Annotated in this window: 10 protein-coding genes; 4 read left to right on the plus strand and 6 right to left on the minus strand. The window is 67.6% G+C overall.

Going from position 1 to position 15,201, the window contains the following annotated elements:
- Nucleotides 1–5 precede the first annotated feature (5 nt).
- Genes L0962_RS08290 through L0962_RS08300 form a run of 3 tightly spaced genes read left to right on the plus strand, consistent with a single transcriptional unit; the run spans nucleotide 6 to nucleotide 6,713 of the window.
- On the plus strand, nucleotides 6–2,849 hold the full coding sequence (locus L0962_RS08290) for a TonB-dependent siderophore receptor (protein ID WP_234085891.1): 2,844 nt from the start codon (nucleotides 6–8) through the stop codon (nucleotides 2,847–2,849).
- Nucleotides 2,850–2,897: 48 nt separating this feature from the next.
- The gene (locus L0962_RS08295; protein WP_234085892.1) at nucleotides 2,898–3,998 is read left to right on the plus strand and encodes a cytochrome-c peroxidase; all 1,101 of its coding nucleotides are present in this window, start codon (nucleotides 2,898–2,900) and stop codon (nucleotides 3,996–3,998) included.
- Between the two features lie 3 nt (nucleotides 3,999–4,001).
- Entirely contained in the window at nucleotides 4,002–6,713 is a 2,712-nt protein-coding gene (locus tag L0962_RS08300) for a pitrilysin family protein (RefSeq protein WP_234085893.1), read from the plus strand.
- Between the two features lie 127 nt (nucleotides 6,714–6,840).
- On the opposite strand, the gene katG is transcribed toward L0962_RS08300, so the two are convergent.
- On the minus strand, nucleotides 6,841–9,021 hold the full coding sequence (gene katG, locus L0962_RS08305) for a catalase/peroxidase HPI (RefSeq protein ID WP_234085894.1): 2,181 nt from the start codon (nucleotides 9,019–9,021) through the stop codon (nucleotides 6,841–6,843).
- Nucleotides 9,022–9,147: 126 nt separating this feature from the next.
- On the minus strand, nucleotides 9,148–10,032 hold the full coding sequence (locus L0962_RS08310) for a LysR family transcriptional regulator (RefSeq protein WP_234085895.1): 885 nt from the start codon (nucleotides 10,030–10,032) through the stop codon (nucleotides 9,148–9,150).
- Between the two features lie 92 nt (nucleotides 10,033–10,124).
- Here L0962_RS08310 and L0962_RS08315 point away from each other — a divergent pair, with 92 nt between their 5' ends.
- Nucleotides 10,125–10,889: a sulfite exporter TauE/SafE family protein gene (locus L0962_RS08315; protein ID WP_234085896.1), complete on the plus strand. Its 765-nt coding sequence runs from the start codon at nucleotides 10,125–10,127 to the stop codon at nucleotides 10,887–10,889.
- A gap of 1 nt (nucleotide 10,890) precedes the next feature.
- Here L0962_RS08315 and L0962_RS08320 read toward each other — a convergent pair whose 3' ends face one another.
- The 4 genes from L0962_RS08320 to L0962_RS08335 are packed head-to-tail and all read right to left on the minus strand — an operon-like array spanning nucleotide 10,891 to nucleotide 15,201.
- On the minus strand, nucleotides 10,891–12,219 hold the full coding sequence (locus tag L0962_RS08320) for a sigma-54 dependent transcriptional regulator (protein ID WP_234085897.1): 1,329 nt from the start codon (nucleotides 12,217–12,219) through the stop codon (nucleotides 10,891–10,893).
- Nucleotides 12,212–12,574 carry a 5-carboxymethyl-2-hydroxymuconate Delta-isomerase gene (locus tag L0962_RS08325; RefSeq protein WP_234085898.1) on the minus strand — a complete coding sequence of 121 codons (363 nt, stop codon included), beginning with the start codon at nucleotides 12,572–12,574 and terminating at the stop codon, nucleotides 12,212–12,214. The genes L0962_RS08320 and L0962_RS08325 overlap by 8 nt, the downstream gene beginning before the upstream one ends.
- Nucleotides 12,555–14,375, minus strand: coding sequence for an ATP-binding protein (locus L0962_RS08330; protein ID WP_234085899.1), 1,821 nt, complete (start codon nucleotides 14,373–14,375; stop codon nucleotides 12,555–12,557). Before L0962_RS08330 ends, L0962_RS08325 begins: the two co-directional genes overlap by 20 nt.
- Nucleotides 14,376–14,406: 31 nt before the next feature.
- Nucleotides 14,407–15,201 (minus strand): ABC transporter ATP-binding protein, encoded by a 795-nt coding sequence (locus L0962_RS08335; protein WP_234085900.1) that lies wholly within the window; start codon nucleotides 15,199–15,201, stop codon nucleotides 14,407–14,409.

Raw genomic sequence — 15,201 nt, forward strand, 5'->3', positions numbered from 1 at the left:
CGAACATGAAATCCCCGAACACCCGCCCCGCCCGCCAGCGAAAACCGCTGGCCCTGATCCTGCCGCTGGCCCTGGCCAGCCAGTTGGCCATCGTCCAGCCCGCCGCCGCCCAGGCAGCCACCCGCCACTACCAGATTCCGGCCGGACCGCTCGACGCCACGCTCAACCGCTTCGCGCTGCTGGCCGGCGTTTCGCTGGTGATCGACGCCGAGAAGCTGAAAGGCCTGAACAGCAACGGCCTGAAAGGCAATCACGACGTCGACAGCGGTTTCCGGACGCTGCTGCACAACACCGGATTCGGCGTTGCCCGGACGGCGTCGGGGTACATCCTGGTCGAATTGCCGAAGTCGGGGACAGACACCGGACAGCGCATGCCAGGCCATCATGGCGAAACCTCGCTGGCACCGGTGCTCGTCGTCGAGCAGCGCGAATGGCAGGGCACCACCCTCGTCGACCGCCACACGATCGAGGCCATGCCGGCCGGCAACGGCGACATCACCAGTCTGCTGAAGATTCATCCGAGCGTGCAGTTCGACAACCTGCAGCTAAGCAGCAAGACACCGGGCGAAATCTCGCCGGCCAACATCAGCATCAACGGCGCCAAGTTCTACCAGAACGCCTTTCTGATCGATGGCCTCAACATGAACAACGATATCGATCCGGCGCAAAGCAATCCGAACCTGGCCGCCGATGTGCCCGGCAAGAGCCAGGGCCTGGCGCTCGATACCGACCTCCTGGAAAGCATCGCCGTCTATGACAGCAACGTGCCCGCCGCTTACGGACGATTCAACGGCGGCGTGATCGAAGCGATCACGCGCAAACCGAGCAAGGAACTACACGGCAAGTTGTCTTACCAGACCTCGCGTTCCTCGTGGACCCGCTACAAGATCGACGAAACGCAGCGCGAATCGTTTGAAAACTCGGCCAACTACGACGAGCAACCCAATTTCACCAAAACCGTCATCCGCGCCACGCTGGAAGGCCATCTGACCGAGGACTTCGGCTTGATGGCCAATTTCAGCCAGAAGCGCTCGACGATGCCGACCAGCTTCTACTCGTCCAACAACGTTGGCACGATGGGAATGGAAAAACGCGATCAGGAACGCCAGATCGACAACTATTTCATCAAGGCCTTCTGGCGCCCGATCCGTCGGCTCGACATCGAATCCAGCCTGACCTACGCGCCGGAAAACAACACCTACTGGCGGGGCAATACGGCCAATTCGACCTTCGAAACCCAGTCCGGCGGGACCCAGTTCAACCTGAAAGCGCGTTGGGACGGCGATCTGGCCAAGGTCGAGCAAAACCTGGCCTACGGTCGGCTGCACCAGTCGCGCGATTCGGATTACGACGACTGGTACACCTGGCGCAAATCCACCACCAAGAACTGGGGCGTCGGCAATTCCACCGGCGCCAACAGCCTGGAGGGCGGCTACGGCGACGTCGAGCAAGCGCAGAACACCTGGCAATACCGCCTGAACGCCGACTGGCGCCCGTTCGAGGCGCTCGGCACCCGGCATCGGCTGCAAAGCGGCCTGGAAATCTCCCAGCAATATGTGCGCTACGCGAGACTTACCGAAAACAGCACCTATGTCATCCCGGCGTCGACCAACACCTGCACCAACAGCAGCGGCATCACCGACGACATCACCTGCTCGATCGGCCAGACGAACAACGGTTGGCCCGGCCAGTATTTCACGCAACGCACCCGCTTCACCACCGGTGAATTCGATTTCACCACGACCCAGTGGGCGCTCTGGCTGCAGGACGAAATCAGCGTCGGCAGATTCAACCTTCGCCCCGGTGTACGCGTCGATAACGACGACTACATGAACAAGACGACGCTGGCACCGCGCTTTGCGGCGCAGTACGACATTTTCGGCGATTACCGTACGGTACTGAGCGCCGGCGCCAACCGCTACTACGGGCGCAACATTACCAGCTGGCGCCTGCAGGAAGGACGTAACCGGCTGCGCTACAACACCGAACGGCGGCCCACGCTGGATGACGACTGGACCGTCGGCACCCAGGCCACCAATCTGGTCAAGTTCAGCGAGCTGGAGGTTCCCTACGACGACGAGTTGATGCTTGGATTGAGCCAGCGCTGGCGCGGACTGAAGTTCGACCTGAAGTACGTCAACCGCAAGGGTCGCGACCAGATTCTCGAAGTCAGCGGTACCAGCATCGGACAACCATCGACCGATCCGACCCTGTCCAACAGCTATACGACTTACACCAACGGCGGCCGCAGCGAGACCGACATCGTCACCCTGACCGTAACCCCGCTGCAGGACCTGCGCTGGCTGGGCACTTACACGACCGGACTGCTGGCCCTCGACTGGCGCGACAGCAAGCAGAACGCGCCCAACTATCTTTACGACAGCACGGAAAGCGAGGCCTACGTCCGCAATCCATGGATTCAATACGACGGTCAGATCATCCGCTACGCCGACCGTCCGGCCAACAACTACAGCCGCCCGTGGACCTTGCGCCTGTCGACGATCACCAAGATTCCGGCCTGGCACCTGACCTGGACCAACTTCCTGCGCTATCGGGCAGCCTTCTCGAAGATGGCGCAAACGGTTTCCGCCAGCACCTCGACGGTCTATCACGATGGACAGCAGGTCGCCATCTGGGAGAAGCGCACCTTCAATCGCAGCCTGACCTGGGACATCCGCCTCGGCTGGGAACTGCCGATCGCCAACAGTCACGCCTTCTTCGTCAACGTCGACGTGTTCAACGTGCTCGACAAGGCCACCGTCGCCGACAGCACCACGGCCACCAGCACCGGCGTACCGATTTATGAAGTCGGCCGGCAGTTCTGGCTGGAGGTCGGTTACCGCTTCTGATCCCCGCAACCCGCAACGGACGCCGGCCAAGCGGCGTCCTTTCAAACCATGATGAACCCCCTGACCCTGCTTTTCCTGCTCACCCTGCCCCTGCTCTCCCATGCGGACGAGCGCTGCGGTCAACGCCTTGCCGAAGGCAAAAACGACCCCGTCTGTCTGCGCGACAGTTACCGCCAGCCGATCGCGCAATGGCCCAGGCCACAGGTCGAAGGCCAGGTCGCCTGGCAGGAAATGGCGCCGGCCAGGCCGGTCGATCTGCCGGCCAGTCTGCCCTATCCGCTGCTCAAGCTCGGCATCCGGCTGTTCTTCGACCCGGCCCTGTCCGCCTCCGGCAAGATCGCCTGCGCCTCCTGCCACCGGCCGGAACATGCCTACGCCGACACGCTGCCGGTGACGCCGGGCCATCAGGGACGCATGGGGCGGCGCAACGCGCCGGCGCTGATCGGCGTGCGCGACGTGCACGAACTGTTCTGGGACGGCCGGGCGGGAAGCCTGGAGCAACAGGCGCTCGGCCCGCTGGCCGACCCGGCGGAAATGGCCACCGACCTCGCCGCCCTGCCCGCCCGGCTGGCCGCCATTCCCGGCTACGCGGCCGAATTCGCGGCCGCCTGGGGCGACGCCGAAATCACGCTGGCCCGCATCCAGGCCACGCTGGCCGCCTACCAGCGCACGCTGACGCCGGAAAGAACCGCCTTCGACGCCTTTCTCGAAGGCGATACCGCGGCACTCGACGACCAACAATTGCTCGGCCTGCACCTGTTCCGCACCAAGGCCCGCTGCATGACCTGCCACAGCGGCCCGGCGCTCAGCGACAACCAGTTCCACAACCTCGGGCTGACCTATTTCGGGCGCCGCAAGTACGAGGACCTGGGCCGTTACGAAGTGACCGGCAAGCACGAGGATGTCGGCAAGTTCAAGACGCCGACTCTGCGCAACGTGGCGCGTAGCGGCCCGTGGATGCACAACGGCCTGTTCCCGTCGCTGCGCGGCATTCTCAACGCCTACAACGCCGGCATGTTCCGGCCGAAACCGGCGAATGCCGCCCAGGCCGCCGATCCCCGCTTTCCGGTCAGTTCGCCGTTGCTCAAGCCGCTCGACCTGAGCGCCGATGAAATCGCGGCGCTCGAAGCCTTCCTGAAGACCCTGTAAGCCATGTTCGCATTCCGATCCGGCCGGCGGCTGGCCGCCGTCCTCATCCCGCTCGCGCTGAGCGCGCCGCTCGCCGTCGCCGCCCCTGTCCTCGACGGCGAGGCCGGCGGCTTCTCGTCGTACCGCCTGGACAATGGCTTCCGCATCATCCTGGTCCCCTTTCCCGAGGCGGCGACCGCCCGCGTCGAACTGCTGGTCCGCAGCGGCAGCAAGCGCGAAGGCTACGGCGAAACCGGCATGGCCCACCTGCTCGAACACATGCTGTTCAAGCAGGCCGGCACGCAAGGCGACCTCAAGCAGGCCTTGACTGCGCTGGGTGCCCGCTGGAACGGCACGACCAACGCCGACCGCACCAACTACTTCTCGACCATCGTCGGCGAACCCGACAAAGTCGACGCGCTGATCCGCATCGAGGCCGACCGTTTCATCCGGCCCGCCTTCACCGCCGCCGACCTGGCCCGCGAGATGAGCGTCGTGCGCAACGAACTCGAGCGCAAGGACAACGATCCGGCGAGCCTGGCGCGGCGCGCCCTGCTGCGCCAGAGCTTCTTCTGGCACGGCTACGGACGGCCGACCATCGGCGCCCGCAGCGACATCGAGCAAGCCCCCTTCGCAGCACTGCAGGCCTTTCATCGCCGCCATTACCGGCCGGACAACGCCGCCCTGATCGTCTCCGGCAAGTTCGACGCGGATCGCGTGCTGGCCTTGTCCGGTCAACTGTTCGGCAAGGCCAAAAACCCGCCGACGCCGGCGCTCGCCGACCGGACGCGCGACGAGCCGGCGCACGGCCCGCAGCGCAGCGAAATCCATCGCGACAGCGGACAGAGCATGGCCCTCGTCGGCTGGCGCCTGCCCGGCATGAGCGACCGGCAGACCGTGCTGCTGACACTGGGCAGCCGGGCCTTGTGCACCGACAGTTGGGGCCGCCTGCGCAAAACCCTGGTCGATGAACGCCAACTGGCGCTCGGCGCCGCCTGCGGCATCCAGACGCAAACCGACTACAGCCTGCTGATCGCCAGCGCCGGCGCCGGTCCTGACGGCGACCCGGCAGCCCTGGCCGACGCGCTGGCCGAGACTGTCGACGGCTTCGCCCGGCGCGGACTGAGCGCCGAACAACTGGCCCGCGCCCGCCGGGCCGAACTCGACGCCTACGCCCGCCGCGGCGAATCCCACGAAGCGCTGGCCGGCCAGTTGTCGGATGCCGAAACCGCCGGCGACTGGCGGCTGTATTTCCGCGCCCGCGACATCGTCGCCACGGCGACGCTCGACGAGGTCAACGCCGCGCTCGTCCGCTGGCTGGCCGACACCTACCGTAACGAGGTCCTGCTGCGCAACCTGTCGCCGCGCCGCGTCGAGGCGCCGGCCCCGGCGGCCGCCCCGGCCGAATTGCTGGCCGGCGGACAATGGCCGCCGCTGGCCCGCGAAGCCGATCCACTGCCGGCTTCGTTCGCCGAACTGGCCGCGCAAAGCGTCGCCGTCGACCTCGGCGATCCGTCGGCCAGTGCCCTGCTGCTGCCGGGACGGCGGCGCGGCGGCCGGGCCTGGCTGCTGCTGGCCAACGACTACGGCAACCCGGACACGCTGCGCGGGCGCGGCGCCGCCTGTTCGCTGGCCGGCGCACTGCTCGCCCAGGGCTCGCCGGAACGGGACCGCAACCGCCTGGCCGCCGCCCTCGAAACGCTGCAGGCGAAAACCTCGTTCGGACTCGGACAGCTGCGGATCGAAGCGCCGGAGGCCAACCTGGCGGCGGCGCTCGATCTGCTGCTGGCGGTGCGCCGCGCCCCGGCGCTACCGGAGAAGGAATTCGTCCGCCTGCGTGCCGCCGCCCTCGCCGAGCTGGAAGCCACCCGTCGCCATCCCGGACAACTGGCCGCCAATGCGGCCGCGTTGCGTTTCGACAACTACCCGGCCGATCACCCGGCGCGCCCGCGCCCGCTGGCCGAACGGATCGCCGAATTGCATGCCGTGACTTACGCCGACGTGCGTCGCTGCGTCGCCGATTTTGGCGGCCGTTCGCGTATCCGCCTGGCCGTCGTCGGCAACTTCGACGAAGACGCCGTGCGCGGCTTCTGGCGGCAGATCGCCACGCTGCCGGCGGCGCCGCACGCCTACCGGCGGATCGATCCGCCGGCCGCGCCGGACCGCGTCGATGGCAGCCCGATCGTTGTCGCGCTGCCGGCCAAACCGAACGCCGACGTGTTCGGCATCGCGCAGTTGCCGCTGCGCCTGACCGACGCCGATTACCCGGCCCTGATGCTGGCCGTCCGCCTGCTTGGCGGCGACAACGACAGCCGCATCCGCCAGCGCCTGCGCGAGCGCGAAGGGTTGGCCTACAGCGCCGGCGCGTCGCTCAGCGCCAGCCCCTTCGTCGCCCGCGGCACATTGTCGATCTCGGCCAGCGCCGCCAGCCCGCAGGCCGAGCGGGCGCGCGAACTGCTGCGCGAGGAACTGGCCCGGGCCCTGGCCGACGGCTTTTCCGAAGCGGAAGTCGCGCGCGCCAAGGCCGCCTGGAAAAACGGCCGCCAACTGGCGTTGACCGCAGAATCGACGATTGCCGGCCATTTGCTGCAAGCCCAGCGCAGCGGTCTCGATGCCCGTTGGGAAGCCGGGCTGGAACATCTCGTCGACGAACTCGACGCGGCTGCGGTCAACGCCGCGCTGCGCAAATTTCTGGCGCCGGCGACTGTCGTCTGGGGCATTGGCAAGGGCGAGTGACGGCATTTTTCCGGCAATCCTGCGGTCGACCGCAGGATTCAGCCATTTTTCCACGGTGCGCCGCCGCGATGAAAAAACCGCCCGACCGGGCAGGTCGGGCGGTTCGTCGTGACAACCGGCCGCAGGTTCAGCGCAGATCGAAGCGGTCGGCGTTCATCACCTTGCACCAGGCAGCGACGAAGTCATGGACGAACTTCTCGCGGTTGTCGTCCTGGGCGTACACCTCGGCGTAGGCCCGCAGGATCGAGTTCGAACCGAACACCAGATCGACGCGGCTCGCCGTCCACTTCGTCGCACCGCTCTGCCGGTCGACGATGGCGTAGCTGTTGCGGCCGGTCGGCTGCCAGGTGTAGGCCATGTCGGTCAGATTGACGAAGAAGTCGTTGGTCAGCGCACCGACGCGGTCGGTGAACACGCCGTGACGGGTGCCGCCGTGGTTGGTGCCGAGCACGCGCATGCCGCCGACCAGCACGGTCATCTCGTGCGCGGTCAGGCCCATCAGCTGGGCGCGGTCGAGCAGCATTTCCTCGGGCTGGACGACGTAGTCCTTCTTCTGCCAGTTGCGGAAACCGTCGTGCAGCGGCTCGAGCACGTCGAAGGATTCGACGTCGGTCTGTTCCTGCGTGGCGTCGCCACGGCCCGGGGCGAAAGGCACCACGACCTCGACGCCGGCCGCCTTCGCCGCCTGTTCGATGCCGACATTGCCGGCCAGCACGATGACATCGGCGATGCTCGCGCCGCTGCGCGCGGCGATGCCTTCAAGCACCGCCAGCACCTTGGCCAGCCGGGCCGGTTCGTTACCTTCCCAGTCCTTCTGCGGGGCCAGCCGGATGCGGGCGCCGTTGGCACCGCCGCGCTTGTCGGAGCCGCGGAAGGTGCGGGCGCTGTCCCAGGCGGTGGCCACCATGTCGGCCACCGAAAGCCCGCTGGCGGCGATCATCGCCTTGACCGCGGCAACGTCGTAATCGGCATTGCCGACCGGCACGGGATCCTGCCAGATCAGGTCTTCGGCCGGCACGTCCGGGCCGAAATAACGCGCCTTCGGCCCCATGTCGCGGTGCGTCAGCTTGAACCAGGCACGGGCGAAGGTTTCCGAGAAATAAGCCTGGTCGTCGCGGAAGCGCTCGGCGATCCTGCGGTATTCGGGGTCGAACTTCAGCGCCATGTCGGCGTCGGTCATCATCGGCATGCAGCGGATCGTCGGGTCCTCGACATCGACCGGCATGTCTGCCTCGGCGATGTTGATCGGCGCCCACTGGTGGGCACCGGCCGGCGACTTCTGCAGCCACCAGTCGTACTTGAACAGCAGCGTGAAGTAGCCGTTGTCCCACTGCGTCGGATGCGTCGTCCAGGCGCCTTCGATGCCGCTGGTCACCGCATCGCGGCCGATGCCGCGGCCGCTGTGGTTGATCCAGCCCAGGCCCTGTTCGGCAATGTCGGCCCCTTCCGGCGCCGGGCCGAGATTGGCCGCATTGCCGTTGCCGTGCGCCTTGCCGACCGTGTGGCCGCCGGCGGTCAGGGCGACCGTTTCCTCATCGTTCATCGCCATGCGGGCAAAGGTGACGCGCATGTCGTGGGCCGTCTTCAGCGGATCGGGCTTGCCGTCGACGCCTTCCGGATTGACGTAGATCAGGCCCATCATCACCGCAGCCAACGGGTTTTCCAGATCGCGCTCGCCGGAATAGCGGCTGCCTTCGGCCCCGGTCGGCGCCAGCCACTCCTTCTCGGAGCCCCAGTAGATGTCCTTTTCCGGATGCCAGATGTCCTCGCGACCGAAAGCGAAGCCGAAGGTCTTCAGGCCCATCGATTCGTAAGCCATCGTCCCGGCCAGTAGGATCAGGTCGGCCCAGCTGAGCTTGTTGCCGTACTTCTTCTTGATCGGCCAGAGCAGACGGCGCGCCTTGTCCAGATTGCCGTTGTCCGGCCAGGAATTGAGCGGCGCGAAGCGCTGGTTGCCGGTGCCGCCGCCACCACGACCGTCGGCGATGCGGTAGGTGCCGGCCGAGTGCCAGGCCATGCGGATCATCAACCCGCCGTAGTGCCCCCAGTCGGCCGGCCACCAGGGCTGGCTGTCGGTCATCAGGGCCTTGACGTCGCGTTTGAGCGCCTCGACGTCGAGCGTTTTCAGGGCTTCGCGATAGTCGAAGCCGGTGCCCAGCGGGTTGGTCTTGGTATCGTGCTGATGCAGGATGTCGAGGTTCAGCGCCTTCGGCCACCAGGCCATGTTCGAAGTGCCGGCAGACGTAGCGCCGCCATGCATGACCGGGCATTTGCCCTGTTGATGATTCGTGTCCATAGCTTCCTCCATGATTGGTTTTTGCGGGAACCTTGCGAACCGGGAACCGGGGTTCGCAGTGCCAATTCAAGATAGCAAAGAAGCCCGAAAATCTCGTGAAATCATTCCCAATACGGGAGATTGAGGATCGCTATCGCGCTACATTCCCCCGGCGACCAGTTCGGCGAAGCGGCGGGCCAGTGGCGTCGGTTCGAGGGGCAGCAACAGCGCACTGCCGGCGCGGGCATCGGCATCGCGCAGGGCCCGCCAGACGACGCCATGTGCCGCCAGCGATTTCATCCGCTCGGGCACGACGGTGATGCCGTGCCCGGCAGCGACCAGTTCGAGCTGGCTGGTCTTGCGCGAGATCACCCGGGCCTGCGTCGGCACGAAACCGCGGCTCAGGCAAAGATCGGTGACCCGGCGGGCCAGGCCGCCGCGCTCGCGATGCACCGCCGATACGAAAAATTCGTCCCGCAGGTCGTCGACCGCAAGAAAGTCGCGAGCGGCCAGCCGATGGCCGTCGGGCAGCGCCACCCATAGCGGCTCGTCGGGCAAGGCGGCGAGTCGCACGGCGGGATCGCGGCGCAGCAAGGGCAGCCGAACGACGCCCAGATCGGCGCGTCCGGCGGCGACTTCCGTCACCTGGATTTCCGATGCGACGCGATCGAGATCGATGCGCGCACCTGGGCTGGCGTCGAGAAAGCGGGCGATGAACGGCAACAGGCTGCTCGCCGGAAATGAACTGGAATGCAGCAAGCGGAGCACGCCGCCCTCGCCGCGCGCCAGTTGGGCGCTTTCCTCGGCGGCGGTGGCCAACTCGCGCTGAATCCCCGAGACACGTTCGCGGTACAACTCGCCGGCCGGCGTCAGCCGGGCACCGCGGGCTTCGCGGACGAACAGCGTGAAGCCGAGTTCGGCCTCCAGTTGCGCCACCTGCCGGCTCAGTGCCGGCTGCGCGACGAACAGTGCGGCGGCGGCCTGGGTGAAGCCGCCCAGATCGGCGACGGCCAGGAAATAACGGATTTGTTTCAGCGTAGCCATGCCATCCCAGCATCGATTAGCGACGAATTTGATATTTGTTTTATACCTTGCGCGTTCGCAGAATCCAAGCATCGCTTTCCCGGAAACGCCTCATGAACGATCTGCTGTTCACCCTCTCTCCCCTCGAACATCCGCTGCGCTTTGCGCTGGCCTTCGCCACCCTGGTGCTCGCCTACGGCGTGTTCACACTGGTCGGCTTCGGCTCGGGGCTGATCGCCGGCGCGCCGCTGGCGCTGGTGATGCCGGTGGCGCGGGTCATTCCCTTGCTGGCGGTACTCGATTTCGCCGGTTCGGCGACGCGCGGCTGGCAGCATCGGCAACGCGTCGCCTGGTCGGCTTTCCGCCGGCTGCTGCCGGGCATGCTGGCCGGCCAGGCGCTCGGCGTGCTGCTCCTGGCCCGGCTGCCGTTACGCGCGACGGCGCTGACGCTCGGCTTGTTCGTCGTCTGGCAGGGGCTGCGCGGCTTGCTCAAGCGGCACGAGCCGGCCGCTCGACCGGCCGGACCGGCACTGCTGCACGGATTGATCGGCGGCATATTCGGCGGCTTGTTCGGCAGCGGCGGCTTCGTCTACGCCGCCTGGCTGGAACGCAGCCTGCCGTCGCGCGAGGCATTTCGCGCCACGCAGGCGGTGATCGTCGCCCTGTCCACCGGCTGGCGCATCGTGCTGTGCGCCGGACTCGGCCTGCTCGACGGCGCCCTGCTGCTGACTGCACTGGCCTGCGTGCCGGCCATGCTGATCGGCGTCAAGGGCGGCCAGCGCATCGATCTGCGGCTCAGCCGCGAGCGCCTGTTCCTGCTGCTCAACGGCCTGCTGGTGGCCAGCGGCGGCGGCCTGCTGCTGCGCCACCTGGCCTGAATCAGCGGAAACGTTCGGCGACGATGCCCAGCCGGGTCAACTTGTCGTACAGGGTCTTTTTCGGCACCGCCAGCAGGTCGGCCGCCTTCGCCACCTGGCCGCCGCAGGCGCGCAGGGCATCTTCGATGATGCGGGTTTCCGCCGCGTCGACCTGGGCTGCCAGCGACTGCCCGGGCCCGGCCGCTGCGCCGGCGTCGCCCAGCGCATCGGGCAGGCCGAGCGCCCAGCGTTCGGCGACGTTCTTCAGTTCGCGCACGTTGCCCGGCCAGTCGTGCGCCGACCAGCGGGCCAGATCGGCCGGCGTCCAGTCGGCGGCCGGACGCTGGAAGCGCTGCGCCGCCTCGCCGAGGAAATGCGCCATCAGCAGCGCGATGTCTTCGCGCCGCTCGCGCAACGGCGGCAGGTCGAGGCTGACCACGTTGAGCCGGTAGTAGAGGTCGGCGCGGAACTGGCCGATGTCGGACAGCGCCTTGAGGTCGGCCTTGCTGGCGGCGACCAGCCGGCAGTCGACGGGGATCGCGGCATTGCCGCCGAGGCGCTCGACGCTGCGCTCCTGCAGCACGCGCAGCAGCTTGACCTGCAGGTTGAGCGGCATCGATTCGATCTCGTCGAGGAACAGCGTGCCGCCGCTGGCGTGTTCGATGCGCCCGATGCGCCGCTTGCCGGCGCCGGTGAAAGCGCCTGCCTCGTGGCCGAACAATTCGCTCTCGAACACCGTTTCCGGCAACGCGCCGCAGTTGATCGCGACAAAGGCGCCGCGCCGGCCGCTGGCTTCGTGCACGGCGCGGGCAACGACTTCCTTGCCGGCACCGGTTTCGCCGTTGATCAGCAGGTCGACCCCGGTCGGTGCCAGCGTGCCGACCAGTTGGCGGATGCGCTGGACGGCCGGCGACTGGCCGATGATCGCGGCGACGCCGCCGGCACCGGCACGCGCCTTCAGCTGGCGGTTCTCGACGATCAACGCGCGCTTTTCCAGGGCGCTGCGCACGGCGGCGACCAGGCGTTCGGACGGGAAGGGTTTTTCGATGAAATCGTAGGCACCGTGGCGCATCGCTTCGACCGCCATGGCCACGTCGCCGTGGCCGGTCATCAGCAGCACCGGCAGGTCGCGGTCGAACTGGCGGACCTCGCGCAGCAGCGCCAGGCCGTCGCGGCCGGGCAGCCGCACGTCGCTGACGATCAGCGCCGGGTTGCCGTGGGCCAGCGCGGCAAGCAGCGCCTCGGCGTCGGCGAAGCCGCGCACCGGGATGTCGGCCAGCGCCAGCGCCTGCTCGCAGCCCTTGCGCACGGCCGCATCGTCCTCGACCAGGAAGACCGCCGGCTCAGCCATGGCGCACCACCTTGGCGTAGCTCGGCCGGTCCAGTTCGACGGTCTCGACGCTCAGTTGCAATTCCGTGCCGGACGGCGCGTCGACCGCAGCATTGAGCGCCATCAGCACCAGATCGGACAACATCCGCCGTTCCTCGGACGAGCGCCCCGAGAGCAGACCGATCCGGACGTGGATGAAGGCGCGCGCCTTGTCCTCCAGCCCGATGCGGAAATGCGGCGCGGCATAGGCCCGGCTCTTGACGTCGGCCTCGTCGAACAGCCCGCTCTTCAGCGCGGCGTAATTGACGGCGGTCAGCCAGGCCGCCGGGTCGGCGCCGGCGAGGTTGTCGGTATATTCAAGCGTCAGGTGCGGCATGATCGTCTCCGGCGGTCGGCAGGTCGATGCTGAACACGGCGCCGCCGTCCGGCGCATTATGCGCGCCCAGGGTGCCGCCGTAGCTCTCGACAATGGTCCGCGAGATGGCGAGCCCGAGGCCCAGCCCCTCGCCGACCGGTTTGGTGGTGTAGAAGGCTTCGAACAGGTGGCCGAGCGCCTCGTCGGCCAGCCCCGGTCCGTGATCGCGGACCTGCAGCACGACGCGCCCGTCGCTGCGACGCGCAGCGATGTCCAGGCGCGGCGCCGGAAAACCGTGCATCGCGTCGAGACCGTTGCGCAGCAGGTTGACCAGCACCTGTTCCAGGCGCCCGGCCTCGGCGGTCACCGCCAGCCCGGGTTCGAGATCGCCGACGACGATGCGCGCGTCGAGTTCGCGACGGCGCGGTTCGACGATGGTCAGCGCGTGCTCGACCGCGGCGGCCACCGGCACCGGCCCCGGCGTCGGCGCCTCCTTGCGGGCGAAGGCCTTGAGCTGGCGAACGATACGCCCGGCGCGGGCGACCAGTTCGCTGATCGTCTGCAGGTTTTCGACCGCTTCGGCCTGTCGACCGCGCTCGAGCAGCGCCCGGGCGTTGTCGGCAAAGGTCTGCAGCGCGGCCAGCGGCTGGTTCAGTTCGTGGCTGATGCCGGCCGACATCTGGCCCAGCGTCGCCAGCTTGCCGGCCTGGACGGCGGCATCGCGCGTTTCGCGCAGGATCGCTTCGGTGCGTTCGAGGTCGGCGATCTTGTCGGTCAGGTCGGCGGTGCGTTCGGCGATGCGCTGTTCCAGCTCGTCGTAGACCCGACGCAATTCCTCGCGCCGCCGGGCCCGATGGCGGACATGGGCGGCCAGCCCGAGCAGGAAAGCGGTGGCAAAACCGGCAGCGTTGCCGGCTGCCAGGGCGGTTGCGCGCAATTCGGTGGTGTCGCGCAACTGCACCACCTGCCAGCCGAGGGAACCGACCGGCCGGCGCTGGATCAGGCGCTCGCGCACCGTCTCGCCGGCCAGTGCGAAGCGCAGCGGATAAGCCGCTTCGCTCGGCAACGGCCGGTCGGCCAGCAGGGGAATCCGTTGGCCGCCGTACTGTCGCGTCTGCGCGTTGCGTTCGGCCGCCACGGCATCGAGCGGCGCCAGCGTGCGGTAGCGCAGGCGGCGTTCGGCGGCCAGGAAGACGACGCCGTCGGCATCGGCCAGCAACATGTCGCCGCTGCCGGCCAGCGCCTGTTCGATGCTGTCCAGGCTGACCTTGAGCACGACGACGCCGAGCACCCGGCCGCCGTCGCGCACCGGGCCGGCGATGAAGTAGCCGGGCTCGCCGGTAGTCACGCCGACGCCGTAGAAACGGCCCAATCCGCCGTCCAGCGCGTCGCGGAAATACGGCCGGAAAGCGTAGCTGTGCCCGACGAAACCGCGCGGCAGGCGCCAGTTGCTGGCGGCCAGCGTGACGCCGTCGGCGCCGATCAGGTAGGCGACGGAAACCGCCGCCCCCTGTTGCGCTGCTTCCAGATAGGCGTTGGCGGCGGCAACCCGACGACCATCGTCGGGATGCCACAGCAGGTCGAGCAGCGACGGATGCAGGGCGAGCAGCCCGGGCAGCGCCTCGTGGCGGGCCAGCGTTGCCTCCAGCGACAGGGCGAAACCGTCCAGCCGCTGCGCCGCCAGCCCGCGCTCGTGATCGAGCGCGATGCCGAAGGCGATGCGGTAGGCCAGCCAGCCGGCGAACAGGCACAGCCCGGTGGCGGCGCCGACCAGGACGAACGCATGACGCGCCAGCGACAGGATGCGGTTGAACGGAATCACGCCGCCATCCTACCGATTTTGCCGGTTTTTCTCAGTCGACCGCAGCCAGCTTCAGTTCGGCATCGGCATGGCGTTGCTGCTCTTCCATGACCAGCCGGCCGAGCTCGCGTTTGAGGTCGTTGAAATCGGCCGACGACGGATCGCGCGGCCGCGGCATGTCCACCTTCTGGTCGCGCTTGACCGTACCCGGCCGGTAGGTCATGACGATGATCCGGTCGGCCAGGTAGATCGATTCCTCGATCGAGTGGGTGACGAACAGGATGGTCTTGCCGAGCTTTTCCCAGATGCGCAGCAGTTCGTCTTGCAGGTTGCGCCGGGTCAGCGCATCGAGCGCGCCGAACGGCTCGTCCATCAGCATGATCGGCGAGTCGAGGGCCAGCACGCGGGCGATCGCCACCCGCTGGCGCATGCCGCCGGACAGATCCTTCGGGAAGCGGTCGCGGAAATCCTTCAGGTGCAGCAGGTCGAGCAGCTGGTTCACCGTCAGGTCGATCTCGGCCTTGTCCTTTTTCTGGATCTCCAGGCCGAAAGCGATGTTCTGCGCCACCGTCATCCACGGAAACAGCGCGTACTCCTGGAACACCATGCCGCGATCCGGACCGGGCGCCAGGATGGTCTTGCGCTCAATCAGGATCTCGCCGGCCGATGGCGGCTGGAAACCGGCCACCGCGTTGAGCAGCGTGGACTTGCCGCAACCCGAGGGGCCGAGCAGACAGACGAATTCACCCGGCTGGATGCCGAGGTTGATGTCCTTGAGGGCGACCACGTCGCCGCCCGGCGTCTTGAACACCTTGTGGACGTTGTTGATCAGGATGGGGCTGCTCAT

Origin of the sequence: Azonexus sp. R2A61 (genome assembly GCF_021401135.1) — a bacterium.
Lineage (GTDB): Bacteria > Pseudomonadota > Gammaproteobacteria > Burkholderiales > Rhodocyclaceae > Azonexus.